This window comes from Actinospica sp., assembly GCF_035552695.1.
GTDB lineage: Bacteria > Actinomycetota > Actinomycetes > Streptomycetales > Catenulisporaceae > Actinospica.
The window spans coordinates 1-14,347 of the sequence record NZ_DASZKT010000218.1 but is presented as its reverse complement, the minus strand read 5'-3'; the positions used below and the strand labels follow the sequence as shown (position 1 = coordinate 14,347).

At 70.5% G+C, this 14,347-nt stretch carries 14 protein-coding genes; 5 read left to right on the top strand and 9 right to left on the bottom strand.

Features of this window, described 5'->3' with window-relative positions; genetic code table 11:
- The 3 genes from VG296_RS25125 to VG296_RS25115 all read right to left on the bottom strand — a co-directional run bounded on the left by VG296_RS25125 (position 1) and on the right by VG296_RS25115 (position 4,096).
- On the bottom strand, positions 1–1,203 hold the full coding sequence (locus tag VG296_RS25125) for an ROK family transcriptional regulator (RefSeq protein ID WP_325569779.1): 1,203 nt from the start codon (positions 1,201–1,203) through the stop codon (positions 1–3).
- Positions 1,204–1,644: 441 nt separating this feature from the next.
- Positions 1,645–2,502 (bottom strand): HAD family hydrolase, encoded by an 858-nt coding sequence (locus tag VG296_RS25120; protein WP_325569777.1) that lies wholly within the window; start codon positions 2,500–2,502, stop codon positions 1,645–1,647.
- Between the two features lie 43 nt (positions 2,503–2,545).
- Complete coding sequence (locus VG296_RS25115) at positions 2,546–4,096, bottom strand: molybdopterin-dependent oxidoreductase (RefSeq protein ID WP_325569775.1); 1,551 nt, start codon at positions 4,094–4,096, stop codon at positions 2,546–2,548.
- 411 nt (positions 4,097–4,507) lie between these two features.
- Between VG296_RS25115 and VG296_RS25110 the strand changes: the two genes are divergently transcribed.
- The 3 genes from VG296_RS25110 to VG296_RS25100 are packed head-to-tail and all read left to right on the top strand — an operon-like array spanning position 4,508 to position 7,344.
- A complete protein-coding gene (locus tag VG296_RS25110; RefSeq protein ID WP_325569773.1) occupies positions 4,508–6,127 on the top strand; it encodes a glycoside hydrolase family 53 protein in 1,620 nt (539 codons plus the stop codon).
- A 24-nt stretch (positions 6,128–6,151) separates the two neighbouring features.
- Entirely contained in the window at positions 6,152–6,931 is a 780-nt protein-coding gene (locus VG296_RS25105) for a HipA family kinase (protein WP_325569771.1), read from the top strand.
- A gap of 35 nt (positions 6,932–6,966) precedes the next feature.
- Positions 6,967–7,344, top strand: a complete 378-nt coding sequence (locus VG296_RS25100; RefSeq protein WP_349259682.1) for a DUF3037 domain-containing protein — start codon at positions 6,967–6,969, stop codon at positions 7,342–7,344.
- 64 nt (positions 7,345–7,408) lie between these two features.
- Here VG296_RS25100 and murA read toward each other — a convergent pair whose 3' ends face one another.
- Both murA and VG296_RS25090 read right to left on the bottom strand, forming a co-directional pair.
- The gene (murA, locus tag VG296_RS25095) at positions 7,409–8,713 is read right to left on the bottom strand and encodes a UDP-N-acetylglucosamine 1-carboxyvinyltransferase (RefSeq protein WP_325569767.1); all 1,305 of its coding nucleotides are present in this window, start codon (positions 8,711–8,713) and stop codon (positions 7,409–7,411) included.
- 48 nt (positions 8,714–8,761) lie between these two features.
- The gene (locus tag VG296_RS25090) at positions 8,762–9,544 is read right to left on the bottom strand and encodes a GNAT family N-acetyltransferase (protein ID WP_325569765.1); all 783 of its coding nucleotides are present in this window, start codon (positions 9,542–9,544) and stop codon (positions 8,762–8,764) included.
- A gap of 89 nt (positions 9,545–9,633) precedes the next feature.
- Between VG296_RS25090 and VG296_RS25085 the strand changes: the two genes are divergently transcribed.
- Positions 9,634–10,992, top strand: a complete 1,359-nt coding sequence (locus VG296_RS25085) for a replication-associated recombination protein A (protein WP_325569763.1) — start codon at positions 9,634–9,636, stop codon at positions 10,990–10,992.
- On the opposite strand, the gene VG296_RS25080 is transcribed toward VG296_RS25085, so the two are convergent.
- Positions 10,929–11,579 carry a Pr6Pr family membrane protein gene (locus VG296_RS25080; protein WP_325569761.1) on the bottom strand — a complete coding sequence of 217 codons (651 nt, stop codon included), beginning with the start codon at positions 11,577–11,579 and terminating at the stop codon, positions 10,929–10,931. The two genes, VG296_RS25085 and VG296_RS25080, sit on opposite strands and share 64 nt — an antisense overlap.
- An 88-nt stretch (positions 11,580–11,667) precedes the next feature.
- On the bottom strand, positions 11,668–12,933 hold the full coding sequence (locus VG296_RS25075) for an MFS transporter (RefSeq protein ID WP_325569759.1): 1,266 nt from the start codon (positions 12,931–12,933) through the stop codon (positions 11,668–11,670).
- A 116-nt stretch (positions 12,934–13,049) separates the two neighbouring features.
- Here VG296_RS25075 and VG296_RS25070 point away from each other — a divergent pair, with 116 nt between their 5' ends.
- On the top strand, positions 13,050–13,466 hold the full coding sequence (locus tag VG296_RS25070; RefSeq protein WP_325569757.1) for a thioredoxin family protein: 417 nt from the start codon (positions 13,050–13,052) through the stop codon (positions 13,464–13,466).
- 47 nt (positions 13,467–13,513) lie between these two features.
- On the opposite strand, the gene VG296_RS25065 is transcribed toward VG296_RS25070, so the two are convergent.
- Both VG296_RS25065 and VG296_RS25060 read right to left on the bottom strand, forming a co-directional pair.
- Positions 13,514–13,777 (bottom strand): metal-sensitive transcriptional regulator, encoded by a 264-nt coding sequence (locus VG296_RS25065; protein WP_325569755.1) that lies wholly within the window; start codon positions 13,775–13,777, stop codon positions 13,514–13,516.
- 77 nt (positions 13,778–13,854) lie between these two features.
- Positions 13,855–14,220: a DUF4190 domain-containing protein gene (locus tag VG296_RS25060; protein WP_325569753.1), complete on the bottom strand. Its 366-nt coding sequence runs from the start codon at positions 14,218–14,220 to the stop codon at positions 13,855–13,857.
- Positions 14,221–14,347: the final 127 nt, after the last annotated feature.

The following is a 14,347-nucleotide window of genomic DNA, read 5'->3' as shown; positions in this document are numbered from 1 at the left end:
CTACCTTCTACGGGTGTTGTCGAAGAGTTCCTGCTTGGTCTGCGCCAGCGCCGACTCGATCGCGCCGGCCAGCACCGGCTCCTCCGCGACCTCGGAGAGCACCAGCTTCGGGCGCGGGATGACGATGTCGTGCAGCTCGGTGGTCATCAGCTCGCGCAGCGGCTCGCCGCCGGCCTGCAGCATCGCGCCGGTCAGCACGATCAGCTCGGGGTCCAGCACCGCGACCAGCGGGGCGAGGCCCACCGCGAGCCGCTCGGCCAGCTCCCGCAGCAGCGGGGTGCCGACCGAGCCGGAACCGGCGGCGCGGCTGACCGCGGCGGCCGCGTTGGAGCCGGAGAAACCCTTGGACCTGGCAAGTTTCAGCACCGCGGGCGCCCCGCCGAGGTTCTGGAAGCCGCCGTTGACGTTGCGCCGGATGTTGCGCGTCAGCGGCTGCCCGGTGACCGGCATGTAGCCGATCTCGCCGGCGCCGCCGGTGAAGCCGCGGTGCAGCTTCCCGTCGATCACGATCGCCGCGCCGATGCCGTCGCCGATCCACAGCACCGCGAAGTCGCGGCACTCCAGCGGCGCGCCCTTGCGGGTCACCCCGAGGGACTGCTCGGCGATCGCGGCCAGGTTGACGTCGTTCTCCACGTCCACGGCCGGGTCCGGCTCACCGGGTCCGGTCAGCTCGGAGCCGAGCCGCGCCAGCAGGTTCGGGTCGTGCCAGCCGGGCAGGTGCGGGGCGTAGCGGATCCGGCCGGTCTGCGGGTCCGGCGCGCCGCCGAGGCCGATGACCACGCGGTTGAGCCGCGGTACGGTGATCCCGGCCGTGGCGCACGCCTCGCCGAGCGCCTCGCGGACGCGATCGACCGCGTCCTTCACCTCCCGCCGCGGCGTGGGGAGCGTAGTCTGTGCGATGACCTCCCCGGTCAGATCGCAGAGCCGGACCAGGATCTGGGCCGGCGTCACGTCGAGGCCCGCGACGAACGCCGCCCCCGGCCGCACCCGGTAGAGCCGGGCCGTGCGCCCCTCCCCGGGCAGCGCCTCGACGAGGCCGGCCGCCTCGAGCCGGTCCATCAGCTGGGTGGCGGTCGGCTTGGACAGGCCCGTCAGGGCGCCGAGCCGGGCCCGGGTGAGCGGACCCTGCTCGCTGAGCAGTTGCAGCGCGGTGCGATCGTTGATCGCGCGCAGCAGGCTCGGGGTTCCCGGTACCTGGTCCATCGCACCTCTCTAATAAGGAAAGTTTCCTTACTTTTCGAGGTCACAGTAGGGCACGGCTGCTACGGAGTCAAGCATCGGCCGCGGCGGCCGCATCAACCCGAGAACGCCGCAGCGCGGCCGGCTGACGCCGCGGGGGCCGCCCCCGCGAGACCACGGGACTCGAGGAGACGGCCTCGCGTCGGGGGCCCGGCTCGGCGGCCGCCGCCGTCGCCCGCGCCCCCGCCTCCACCGCCGGGGCCGCCGCTCCCGGCGGAGCGAGGGAACTGCGGTACACCTAAGTACGTACCCTGGCCCGCCGCATGAAAGAACCCTGAAAGCGGCGTGAGAAAGGGCTCGCGCTCGCAAAATCTCGGTCCGGCGGACTTGGCGGGAACGCGGGTTTACGCAAAGCCTTGCGAAACCCGGCGCGGTCGGAGCCGTGCTCGGCGCCTCGGCGGCGCGTCAGCCGAGCAGCGCCTCGAGCGCCAGCGCGACCCCGTCCTCCATGTGGTGCCCGACGACCTGGTCCGCCGTCGCGAGCACCTCGACATGCGCGTTCGCCATGGCGTAGCCGAGCCCGGCCCAGCGCAGCATCGGCAGGTCGTTGGGCATGTCGCCGAACGCCGCCACCTCGGAGGCCGCGATACCCCGCCGCGCGCACAGCCACTCCAGCGCGCTCGCCTTCGACGCACCCAGCGGCGCGATCTCCAGCAGTCCTCTGCCACCCGAGTGGCTGACCTCCGCGTCCACGGTGAGGATCTCGTTCGCGACGGAGACCATCTCGTCCTCGCCGCGCACCGCGGAGCGGGCGAGCACCTTGACGATGCTGGGCATCTGCGGCGCGATCCCAGTCAGGTTGTCCGTCAGTACCCTGCGACCGTCGCCGACCGAGCCGATTCCGAAGCCGGTCTCGAAGTAGACCTCGAGACCGGTCTCCATCGCGAATCCCGCCTCGGGAAAGGAGGGCCGCAGCTGATCCACGATCGCGATGGCGACGGTCGGCTCGAAAGACCGGATGAAGGTCAGTGCGCCGGTCTCCCGCACTGCGTCGTCTGGCGCGGTGCCGTGCCCGCCGTCACTGAGATCCGCCGCCGCGTCGAACTCGGCGAGCATCGTCCCGTTCCCGCACAGCGCCGCGATCCGCCCGCCCAGCTGCTCGGCGAGGTGCGCCACGGTCCGCGGCGGCCGCGCCGTGACCAGCACGAACTCGATTCCCGCGGTGACCACGGCCCGCACCGCGGCCACCGTGCGCGGCGTGAGCTGCTTCTCGCCGTCCAGCAGCGTGCCGTCGAGGTCGGTGGCGATCAGGCGGGGGAGCATGCGCCGATCATCTCATGGGGGATCATCGCGAGCGGCTGCGCGGCTACGCCACCTGCACCGTGATCGTGTGATATCCGGTCGCGCCGTCCGGCGGCGGAGCGGCCAACGCCGAGGTCTGCGTGGCGCCGGTGCCGTCCGTCGCGCGCACCGCGACCGTGTGCGAACCCCTCGCCGCGTTCGACCACTGATACGACCACTGCCGCCAGGTGTCCGGAGTGTCCGAGGTCGCGAGCGTCGCCTCGAGCCAGGCGCCGTTGTCGATCTGCACCTCGACGGCGGCCAATCCGCGGTGCGTGGCCCACGCCGTGCCGGCGAGCACGACCGCGCCCGCCGAGACCGTCGCGTTGTCCTGCGGCACGTCGATCCGCGACGCCGTCTTCACCGGGCCCTGCGGCGACCAGCCGTTCGCCGTCCAGTACGCGGCCGACGAGGCGAACGTGGTGAGGTTGAGGTCCGTCACCCACTTCGTCGCCGACACGTATCCGTAGAGGCCCGGAATCAGCATCCTGCAAGGGAAGCCGTGCTCGATCGGCAGGGCCTCGCCGTTCATCGCGATCGCCAGCATCGCCTGGCGGCCGTCCAGCGTCGCCTCGACCGGCGAGCCGATCGTCATGCCGTCGGTCGAGGTCGAGAGGATCATGTCAGAGCCCGTCTGCACTCCGGCGCGGCGCAGCAGCGGGGCCAGCGGCGTGCCGAGCCAGCGCGCGTTGCCGCAGTACGAGCCGCCGACCGGGTTCGACACGCAGGTCAGCGTCAGGTCGTGCTCCTCGAACGCGTACTTGAGCAGCTCGTCGAAGGTGATCTCGAAGGGCCGGTCCACCATGCCGTGCACGCGCAGCTTCCACGTGTTCGGATTCACCTGCGGCACCGTGAGCGCCGTGTCCACGCGGTAGAACTGCGAGTTCGGCGTGAAGAACGGCCCGAGCCCGGAGACGTTCGGATGTACCGACGAGGGCGGTTCGGCGAGCGTCGTCTCCGGCTTCGGGAGCACGACCGTGGCCCGCGCCGCCGAGGCGTCGTACCGGCTGTTGATCCACGCCTTTGCGCCGAAGCCGCCGACCAGCGCGCCCGCCGTGGTGCCCAGCACGGCGACCAGGAACTGCCGCCGCTGCACGCGCCCGGCCCGCGGCTCCGATTCCGCGGCGGCGAGGATCGTCAGCCAGCGCAGCACCAGCACCGCGGCGACTCCGGCCAGCAACGAGGGAAACAGATAACCGGTACCGGCGTTCGGCCGGGTCACGGCGGCGTACATGCCGACGATGCCGAAGGCGGCGGCGATCCAGCTAGCCCAGGTCAGCCGGGTGCGCGCCAGAATCCCGGCACCCGCCGAGAGCAGCGCGAGCCCCACGTACACGCCGAGGAGCAGCATCCGCTTGTCGTTACTGCCGAAGTTGCGGATCGCGAACTGCTCGAGCCAGGTCGGCGTCATGCTGATCGCCCACTGGCCCACCGCCACCGCCGGCGACGAGGCCTCGCCGGTGACCACCGCGACAAGCTCACCGACCGCGAGCCCGGCGCCGCCCGCGACCACACCGATCAGCGCGCCACGAATCACCTTCCCGGCACGCGCAGGCCGCGCATTTTCGCTGCTCATGACCGCACTCTAGCGTCGGTCACCTGAGCGGGCGCTGAGACCGGCACGAGCGTAAGACACTCATAATGTATCGGCCGGATCGCGGCCATGATGATCTTGACGGACCGCCAGATCGTCGAGTGCCACACGGTCTCCGGACCCAGCACCGGCGCCAGTTGCGGCTCCAGTTCCGGCTCCGGTTCTCGCTTCAGTTCTGTGCCTGCTCCGTGTCCGCCCTATGGCCGCTCCGGGTCCAGCACCTTCCTGCCACGCATGCCGCCGCAGGTTGGGAGCGTTCACGGAATCATGCCCTCCGGAACCCCTTGCAGCGTCTCGACTATTCGCTACCGCAGTGATATCTCTAACGTCCGGACCTGTGAACGATCCCAATGGCGGCGACCGGCAGGCCCCGATCCTGGGAGAGATGCAGCGATGCGGCAACTGAAGGAACAGTCACGAATATGGACGCGGGGACTCTGCGCGGGCGTCGCTGCCCTCGCGTTGACCGCGTTCCCCGCCGCGGCCCACGCGCAGTCCTCCGGCGAGCGCGGCGGCATGCGGTCCGGTGACGGCCAGGTGGTCGACCCGGCCTTCAACCTCGACGGCACCGGCACCCCCGTCGGCTGGAACACGACCGGAACGTCGGGCGCCTCGTACACCGAGGCCACCGGCTACGGCTACAACGGCGATGCGTACCAGCTCACGCACTGGTCTTCCGCGGCGTACGACGTGGACACCTGGCAGCGCGTCACCGGCCTGGCCGACGGCGACTACACGCTCGGCGCGTGGGTGAAGTCGGGCGGCGGTGACACCGCGAACTACATCGAGCTCCAGTCCGGCCGTGCCGGCAACCGGACCGCCGTACCGGTGATCTCCGACGGCAGCTGGCTCTACATCGTCACCTCGGTGCACGTGACAGGGCACGAAGCGACCATCCACCTCGTCTCCGACAGCGCGGCGGGCGACTGGACCGACTACGGACTCATTACCCTGACACCCGGCTACGCCTCGCTGCCGATCCGCGGCGGCGACGTCTCCACGCTCGTGCGCAGCGAGCAGCTCGGCGGCGCCTATCACAACTCCGCAGGTCAGCAGGAGAACGCCCTCGGCATCCTCGGCAGCGCGGGCATGAACTACGTGCGCCTGCGTGTGTGGGTGAACCCCGAGGACGGCATGAACGACGAGCAGCAGCTTCTCGCCGGCGCGCGCGAGGCCGAGGCGCACCATATGAAGCTGTTCCTCGACTTCCACTACTCCGACACCTGGACCGATCCGGGCCACCAGGCCACCCCCGCCGCATGGGCGGACGACTCGCTCAGCCAGCTCGAGTCAGACATCTACAGCTACTCGGCCAAGGTCGTCGGCGACCTCGTTCGCCAGGGCACCCCGCCCGACATGGTGCAGACCGGCAACGAGATCAACGGCGGCTTCCTCTGGCCGACCGGCCTCGACTACGGGTCCAGTAACGCGTGGACCACCTTCGGCGCGCTGCTCAAGTCGGCGATCGCGGGCGTGAAGTCGGCGGATCCGCACGCGAAGATCGTCCTGCACATCGCCAACGCGGCGAGCTGGAGCGGTGTCGAATGGTTCTTCGACAACGCCGTCGCGCAGAAGATCCCCTTCGACGTGATCGCCCTGTCGTACTACTCGTACTGGCACGGCTACCTCGACGAGCTCCAGTCCACCCTGGACCAGACGGCCGCCCGCTACGGCAAGCCGATCGTCCTCGCCGAGACCGCGTACCCGTTCACCCTGCAGAGCGGCGATCCGACCGCGACGCTCAGCTTCAGCGACTCCACCGAGCTGGAGACCGGCTACGCCGCCGCTCCCGCCGGCCAGGCCGCGATGTTCCGCGACACCCTCAACATCGTCCAGGCCGTCCCCGGCGGCCTCGGCCTCGGCGCCTTCTACTGGGAGCCGACCTGGACCGTCGTCCCGGGCAACGGCTGGGATCCCACCGACCCGAGCGCGGGCGACGGCTGGGAGAGCCAGGCGATGTTCGACTACGACGACAAGGCCCTCCCGGTCGTCACCGACTACGCACCGCGATAGTGAACTGCCGGTAGCCTTGATCCCGTGCTCAGAAAAGTCACCGCGACCAGGTACGTCACGCCGCTGAAGGAGGGCGGTTCGCTGCCCGCGATCGTGGAGGCGGACGACCTGGGGATGTACGTGGCGAAGTTCCGCGGGGCGGGGCAGGGGCGCAAGGCGCTGATCGCGGAGATCGTGGCGGGGGAGCTCGGGCGCGCGCTCGAGCTCCCCGTGCCGGAGCTGGTGACGGTTCAGCTGGACGAGGCGATCGGCAAGGGGGAGCCGGACCCGGAGATCCAGGAGCTGCTGCTCAAGAGCGTCGGCATGAACCTCGGCATGGACTACCTGCCGGGCGCGCTGAACTTCGATCCGCTCGCGTTCGAGGTGGACGCCGGGTTCGCCGGGCGCGTGGCCTGGTTCGACACGCTGATCGGCAATGTGGACCGCTCGTGGCGCAACCCGAATCTGATGCGCTGGCACGGCAAGCCCTACCTCATCGACCACGGCGCGTCGCTGATCTTCCAGCACTCCTGGCCGCAGGACGCCGCGGCGCTGGAGCGGTCCGCGCGTCGCCCGGCCCGGGTGGAGCTCGCGGATCACGCGCTGGCGCGGTTCGAGCCGGACCTGAAGGCGGCGGACGACGCGTTGGCGCCGTTGGTCACGCCGGACGTGGTCGCGGCGGCGACCGCGTTGGTGCCGGACGAGTGGCTGGCGGATGAGCCGGGCTTCGACTCGCCGGACGACGTGCGCAAGGCCTTCGCCGACTGGTTCGCATTCCGGCTCCGCGCGCCGCGCTCGGAGTGGCTGCCGGAGCTGGGAGGATGATGACAGTGCCCCAGTCTCCTGCCGCTGCCACGAGTATGCGCTCCACGAACTCCGTCGAGTACGCCTACCTGCGCGCCGTCCCACGGGTCGAGCTCGGTGAGTCGGTGAACGTGGGCGTGCTCGTGTACTGCCAGGCCCGCGACTACCTGGCCTGCGCGACGTGGCTCGATCCCGACCGGGTGCGCGCCCTCGATCCCGATGCGGACATCGACGGCCTGGCCGCCGCGCTCGGCGCGATCGCGAAGATCTGCCGTGGTGGGGCGCAGGCGGGTCCGGCCGGGGAGATCTCGCTGGGACAGCGATTCCGCTGGTTGACGGCCCCCCGCTCCGCAGTGCTGCAGCCGGGGCCGGTGCACCTCGGGCTCTGCCGCGAGCCCGAGGAGACGCTGCGTCGGCTGTCCGTCGGCGGATGACCGGAACACGCCGGCTGACGAGGCCGCCTCAGGAGTCGAGGCAGCGTCAGGAGTCGAGGCCGCGTCAGGAGTCGACGACCGTTATCGCCATGCCGAGCGACTGCAGGCGCTTGAGCGGCTCGTCGTAGCCGCGCTCGAGCGACTCGACGTCCATCAGCACCGAGGGCCCGTCCGCGATCGAGGCGGCGATGACCGACGAGTAGCCGGTGCGCACATCCGGGACGTGCACCTCCGCGCCGACCAGCTTCGACGGGCCGTGCACGACCGCCGAGTGCATGTAGTTCGTGTCGTGGAAGCGGCAGGCGTTGCCGCCCAGGCACATCGGGAACAGTTCGATCTCGCAGCCGAGCTGCTGCAGCGCCTTGACGTAGACGAACCGGTTCTCGAACACCGTCTCATGCAGCACGGACAGCCCGCGCGCCTGGCTCATCAGCACCAGAAGCGGCTGCTGCCAGTCGGTCGCGAAACCGGGGTGCGTGTCCGTGTGCACGGCCGCCGAGCGCAGCCCCTCCGGCGCCGACGCGGTGATGTACTCCTCGCCGATGTCGAAGTGCGTGCCCATCTTCCGCAGCGTCTCGATCGCGGTCACCAGCCGCTCCTGCGCGCAGCCGTGCACCCGCACCTGGCCGCCGGTCAGCAGGCCCGCGACCAGGTAGCTGAATGCCTCGAGCCGGTCGCCGGCCAGCGTCGTCGACGCTCCGTGCAGCTTCTCCACGCCCTCGATCAGGATCCTGCGGTCCGGCTGCAGCTGGATGCCCGCGCCCATCCGCTGCAGGAACAGCGCGAGCTCCATGATCTCCGGCTCCACGGCCGCGTTCTGGATCACCGTGCGGCCCTCGGCGAGCACCGCGCTCAACATCACGGACTCCGTCGCCCCGACGCTCGGATACGGCAGTTGCACCTTCGTGCCCTGCAGCCGTCGCGCGGTCGCGTGGATGCCGGTCTCGTCCACCACGATCTGCGCGCCCATCTTGGTCAGCGCGTCGATGTGGAAATCCAGCGGCCGCGGACCGATCTGATCCCCGCCGACCAGCGGCACGAAGGCCTCGCCGGTCAGGTTGAGCAGCGGCCCGAGCAGCAGCACCGGAATCCGGTTGCGTCCGGTGAAGCTCGTCGGCACGGCAGGGGACAGCGCGCTGCCGCGTTCGACGACCAGCGTGTCGCCCTCGCGCTCCACCGTGCCGCCGACGGATCGCAGCATGGACGCGGTGATCTCGACGTCGCCGACCCGTGGCGCGTTCGCGATCCGGCTCTGCCCCTCGCCGAGGAGCGCGGCGACCATGTGCTTGGTGACGGCGTTCTTCGAGCCGCGCACGGTGACGTCCCCGCGCAGCGGACCGGTCGGCTCGATCTTCCAGGCTCTCGTCATGGATGCCATTGTGTCGCACGTCACTCAGCTGCGCTCAACGATCACTGATCAACGGCAGCCTGCCGTCCGGTCGCGTGTGAACCGGGTCGACTGCGACTGATGCGTCGTCCGATAGCCCAGCCGCAGATAGATCCGTTGCGCCGCCTCGTTCGGATAGTAGTGCGCGAGCGTACACGTCTCGTCACCGGCCGTGAACGCGTGACGGGTCAGGGCCGCCGTCACCGCCGCGCCGAGCCCCTGGCCGCGGGACTCCGGCGCGGTCGCGATCGAGGCCAGATACGCCGTCCCGCGCCGACGACGCGTGAACGCGCCGACCGCGAGCAACGCGCCGGACGCCTCGTCGGCCACCCCGAGCCACCGCTCCACCTCGGGATGGTCCGAGCGCACCGAGTGATGCGGATTCACCCGGTCCAGAAACGCCTGTACCGCCGCCAGATCCGTCAGCGGTGCCACGCGCTCCTCGCCCGGCGGTCGCGTCGGCGGCGCGTCGCAGCGCATCGCGTCCCACAGGTTGGGCTGCTGCCGGCCGATCCATTTCGTTATGTCCAGGCCGCGCGGCACGGTGATCCCGTAACACTTCTCGCCCAGCTCGCCGAGCGCCGTGTCGATCAGCAGCGGCGCGGACTCCGGCGACCCGACGACGTTCAGCCAGCACGGATCCCCGCCGTAGCCGTCGACCGAGGCGAACGCGTAGCAGCCCGGGACCTCCCACGCGCCGTGCAGCACCCCGGGATCGGTCTCGATGAGCAGCACGGTGTCGTCGAGCATCGGCCCGGGCAGCTCGGCGTACGAGCCGTACCGGGTGACGGCCGCCTGCGGTATCACGTCCATGGTCACCGATTCTCGCATCCGCCCCCGACGGTCTTGATCCCCGAGGATCTTGATCGGGTCCTGTCGGCGGCAGGTACTAGGCTCGTGTCATGCCTGGCGACAGCCTCTTCGACTACGTGAGCCGCGAACAGGGCGCCCTGCGCGCCCCGCTCGCCGCGCGCATGCGTCCGCGCACCCTGGACGAGGTCGTCGGCCAGCAGAAGCTGCTGCGGTCCGGATCCCCGCTGCGCAGGCTGGTCGAGGCCGGGGCCGAGTCCCGCGCCGTGCCCGCCTCGGTGATCCTCTGGGGTCCGCCCGGCACCGGAAAGACCACCTTGGCGCACGTGGTCGCCCAGAGCACCGACCGGCACTTCCTCGAGCTCTCGGCGATCACGGCCGGGGTCAAGGAGGTGCGCGCGGCCCTGGAGGAGGCGCGTACCCAGCTCGCCGGGTACGGCCGGGAGACCGTGCTGTTCCTCGACGAGATCCACCGCTTCTCCAAGGCCCAGCAGGACTCGCTGCTGCCCGCGGTGGAGAACCGCACGGTCACGCTGATCGCGGCGACGACCGAGAACCCTTATTTCTCGGTCATCTCCCCGCTGATGTCCCGGTCGCTGCTGCTCACCCTGGAGGAGCTCGGCGAGCAGGACATCAGCACACTGATCGACAGGGCCCTGGAGGACGAGCGCGGGCTCGCGGGCACCGTCACGCTGGACGACGAGGCGCGCGCCCAACTGCTGCGGCTCGCCGGGGGAGACGCGCGCCGGGCACTGACCGCGCTGGAAGCCGGCGCCGGGGCGGCGAAGGACAGCGGCTCCGACGCCGTCACCGTCGCGATCCTGGAGCAGGCCGTGGACCGGGCCGCGGTCCGCTACGACAAGGACGGCGACCAGCACTACGACGTGGCCTCGGCGCTGATCAAGTCGATCCGCGGCTCGGACGTGGACGCCGCGCTGCACTATCTCGCGCGGATGATCGAGGCGGGGGAGGACCCGCGGTTCATCGCCCGCAGGCTCGTCATCTCGGCCAGCGAGGACATCGGCCTCGCGGACCCGTCCGCGCTGCAGACGGCCGTCGCCGCGATGCAGGCGGTGTCGTTCATCGGCTGGCCGGAGGCTCAGCTCTCCTTGTCCCAGGCCGTGATCGCGCTCGCCCTCGCGCCCAAGTCCAACGCGGCAACCCTGGCGATCGGCGCCGCGTTGAACGACGTGCGTGCGGGCAAGGCCGGTCCCGTGCCTGCGCACCTGCGCGACGCGCACTACAAGGGCGCGAAGAAGCTGGGCCACGGCCAGGAATACATCTACCCGCACGACCTGCCGAACGGCGTCGCCGCCCAGCAGTACGCGCCGGACGCGATCCACGGGACCCGCTACTACCGCCCGACGCGCCACGGCGTCGAGGAGCGTTACGCGGACCGCGTGGACAAGCTGCGATCGCTGCTCGGGCTGCCCGAGGACGAGCCGAGCTGATTGCCCACGAACACGATCAGCAGCATGAAGACCACGAAGATCCCCGTGACGATGAAGGACCACGTCGTGACGTGCGTATAGCCGCCGGGCTGCGTCGGGTCGAGGAAGTCGTACGGCCACCAACGCACGATCGGCCCGCGGATCAGCGACACGGCGAGGTAGAGGATCGGGAAGGCGAGCCAACTGCCGGCCCTGCCGAAGCCCAGCCGCGTCTTCGGCGGCGAGATCAGCCAGTCGAGCAGCAATACCGCCGGCATCACGCCGTGCACGATGTAGTTCTGCCACCTGATGGTCTCGGCGTTGATCGTGTTCGCGAGCAGCGTCCAGTACACGAGACCCGTGATCACCAGGTACAGCACGGCCGCCCCGCGCACCAGATCCGGCACCCCCGGCCGCCTCCGCAGCGCCGCGACCCCGCCGATCAGCAGCACGAAAGCGCCGAACAGGTTGGACAGATCGGTGAAGTAGAAGAAGAAGTTCACCCCGTCGCCGGTGTGGAAGTCCCGGTCGTACCCGACCGCGAGCGCCACCAGCCCGAGCAGGCCGAATGCCACCCGCAGCGCGCCCGCGGTCATCTGCTTGGTCACGGGAGCAAAGGTAAGGGGCTGAAGGGCCGCGGCGCCAGCGCCGGATCTTGGTTCGCGCCCTGCGAGCACCGCCAGCAGGAGCGTGCGCTCACGATCCTGATTCATAGAGGGGCCGCGCGGCTTTGTGCTCCTCGAACATGCGCGTCGAGACGGCCTCGCGGCGGCGCACGGCCTGCGCGGCGATCCCGGCGAGCGCGATCAGGCAGACCAGCGCGCCGATCGAGGCCATGCCCCAGCCGGGGCCGGCCTGGTCGGTGACGATGCCGATCAGCGGAGCGCCGATGGCGCTGCCGACGGTGAGCGCGGCGGCGTGCAGGCCCATCGCCTGACCGCGGCGTTCCGCCGGGACCGCGCGGCTGACGGCGTCGACCGTGGAGGCGATCGTCGGCGCGCAGGCGAGGCCGGCCGGGATCACCGCCAGGCACAGCAGCCACCACGATCCGGCCGTGCCGACCGGCATGCTCAGCGCGCCGAGCGCGAGCAGCAGCACGGTCATCGGCAGCGGACGGGGCATCGCGCCGTGGATGAAACCGCCGACCAGGGACGCGGCGCACCAGATGATCACGACGACCCCGGCCCAGGTGATCTCGCCGTGCCCGCGCAGCACCGCCACGATCGCCACGTCCGTCGCGGACAGGACCATGCAGGCGGAAGCTGTGATGGCGAGCATCAGCAGGAAGCCCGGCGCGAGCCAGTGGGACTTCGGCTGCTGCCGCGGGAGGGCTTCCTCCGTGGAGGTGGACGGCTCGCTCGTCTCCGCCGGGCCCTGGCCGTCATGCAACCTCGGGTTGTACACGTACAGGACCGCCGCGCTCAGCCCGAGCCCGCAGCCGAGTACGTGCAGCGTGGACGTCGCCTCGCCCAGCTGCGTGATCGCCAGCACCGCGAGCGCTGGACCGACCATGAAGGACAGTTCCACGGCCATCGAGTCCAGTGAGAACGCCTGCCGCCGCACCGATTCCGGCACCCGCGCGGCCAGCGACTGCCGCACCAGCGTCGCCACCGGCACCTGCAGCGCTCCGCAGAGCACCGCCGTCGCGAGCAGCACCTGATACGGCAGCGCCGGGACCAGGTTCCAGAACAGCAGCGAGACCACGCCCGTCAGCAGCAGAACCGGCCGCGGCCCGCCCCGGTCGATCGCCCGCCCGAGCAGCGGCGAGCCGATCGCCAGCCCCACCGTGAACGCCGCCGTCGCCGCGCCCGCCTCCGCGTAGCTGCGGTGCCGGTCCAGCACGATGCTCAGGGTCAGCGCCGTGGCCCACGCCGTCCCCGGAATCCGGGCGATCAGCGAGACCAGCATGAAGGCGCGCATGCCGGGCAGCGCGAGGACGGACTTGTAACGGGCGAGATGCATGTGGGTCTCCTACTTCCAAACCCATCCTCGCAGACGCCGCCGACAATCTCGAAATATTTGCCGAGCCCCGCGCGCTATACCCCGCAGGGTATCGGTCTCAGGTGGAAGGAAGGGCCATGGCCAGCGGCGACGTGCAGCACACGGTGGAGTTGACGACGGAGAACTTCGACGAGAAAGTCGGCAACGACGGGATGATCCTGCTCGACTTCTGGGCCTCCTGGTGCGGCCCGTGTCAGCGGTTCGGCCCGATCTACGAGCGCGCCGCCGAGCGCAACCCCGACCTCATGTTCGGCAAGGTGGACACCGAGGCGCAGCCGGAACTCGCGGGTGCGTTCGAGATCAGGTCGATCCCGACCCTGATGATCGTCCGCGACGGCATCGTCGTGTTCGGCCAGCCCGGCGCCCTGCCCGAGGCGGCCCTCGACGAGCTGATCGACAAGGCCCGCGCTCTCGACATGGACGAGGTCCGCGGCAAGATCGCCGCGCAGCGCGAGGAGAACGCGCCGGCCGGCGCGGCCTCGCAGGCTTCGTAATCGGGGAACGGCTGCCGACGCCACTGTGACGTGAACGGGCCGCGCGATCAGGCGAGTGAGAGAAACAGCTTCTCCATCAGCGCCAGGTCCGCGGCCCGCTGCTCGCCGCCCCCGTCCAGGCACTGCTGCAGCCCGCTCGCGATGATCTTGAACCCCGCCTTGTCCAGCGCTCGCGAGACGGCCGCGAGCTGGGTGACCACGTCCGCGCAGTCGCGCCCCTGCTCCAGCATCGCGATCACCCCGCGGATCTGCCCCTCGGCCCGGCGCAAGCGCTTGACGACCTCGCCGACCGTCTCCTCCTGGACCCGCATGACTTCCCCTTCCGCGATGCCGCCATCATACGCCCCGGGGTATCCGAGGCAGGTACGCGGCGACCGCGGCCACGCCGTCAGCTGACGACGAACAACAGCACCCAGAGAGCCAGCCAAATTCCCGAGAGTACGATTCCTGCGATCGCCAATCCCTTGCCGGGCTGGCCGGTTCGCTTAATCGTGCCGAGCGCGCCGAAACCCAGTCCTATGCCCACGCAGGCCGTAATGAAAAAGAACCCGAGCAGACCCATGATGAGCGAGGTGATGGCCATCCCGCTCGTTTTCGCGTTCGCCGGATAGGGATATCCGCCGTACGGGTTCGGCGGCGGAAAAGGACCCTTGGGATCGAACCCGAAGTAGTTCTGCGCCGGCGGCCGCGTGGAGTCCGGGGTCGGCGGCGGCGGGAGCAGGGCCGGGGTGTGATCGGCCGGGGTGTCGGTCATCGTCGGAAGTCGCCTCGGTCTCGCGCGGGTCTGGAGGACGTTTCTATCATCTATCACGCTCGGATGCGGCGTCGCGCGCGGCGATCGCTTACCCTGTCCGGGCCACCGGTCGTCCCGGGCGGCAACC

Excerpts from the sequence above, each read along its gene's own strand:
- VG296_RS25090 (WP_325569765.1), bottom strand. The coding sequence starts at position 9,544 with ATGGACGTGATACCGCAGGCGGCCGTCACCCGGTACGGCTCGTACGCC.
- VG296_RS25065 (WP_325569755.1), bottom strand. The coding sequence starts at position 13,777 with ATGCGGGTCCAGGAGGAGACGGTCGGCGAGGTCGTCAAGCGCTTGCGC.
- VG296_RS25100 (WP_349259682.1), top strand. The coding sequence starts at position 6,967 with ATGCGCTCCACGAACTCCGTCGAGTACGCCTACCTGCGCGCCGTCCCA.
- VG296_RS25085 (WP_325569763.1), top strand. The coding sequence starts at position 9,634 with ATGCCTGGCGACAGCCTCTTCGACTACGTGAGCCGCGAACAGGGCGCC.
- VG296_RS25070 (WP_325569757.1), top strand. The coding sequence starts at position 13,050 with ATGGCCAGCGGCGACGTGCAGCACACGGTGGAGTTGACGACGGAGAAC.
- VG296_RS25115 (WP_325569775.1), bottom strand. The coding sequence starts at position 4,096 with ATGAGCAGCGAAAATGCGCGGCCTGCGCGTGCCGGGAAGGTGATTCGT.
- VG296_RS25075 (WP_325569759.1), bottom strand. The coding sequence starts at position 12,933 with ATGCATCTCGCCCGTTACAAGTCCGTCCTCGCGCTGCCCGGCATGCGC.
- VG296_RS25060 (WP_325569753.1), bottom strand. The coding sequence starts at position 14,220 with ATGACCGACACCCCGGCCGATCACACCCCGGCCCTGCTCCCGCCGCCG.
- VG296_RS25110 (WP_325569773.1), top strand. The coding sequence starts at position 4,508 with ATGCGGCAACTGAAGGAACAGTCACGAATATGGACGCGGGGACTCTGC.
- murA (WP_325569767.1), bottom strand. The coding sequence starts at position 8,713 with ATGACGAGAGCCTGGAAGATCGAGCCGACCGGTCCGCTGCGCGGGGAC.
- VG296_RS25125 (WP_325569779.1), bottom strand. The coding sequence starts at position 1,203 with ATGGACCAGGTACCGGGAACCCCGAGCCTGCTGCGCGCGATCAACGAT.
- VG296_RS25120 (WP_325569777.1), bottom strand. The coding sequence starts at position 2,502 with ATGCTCCCCCGCCTGATCGCCACCGACCTCGACGGCACGCTGCTGGAC.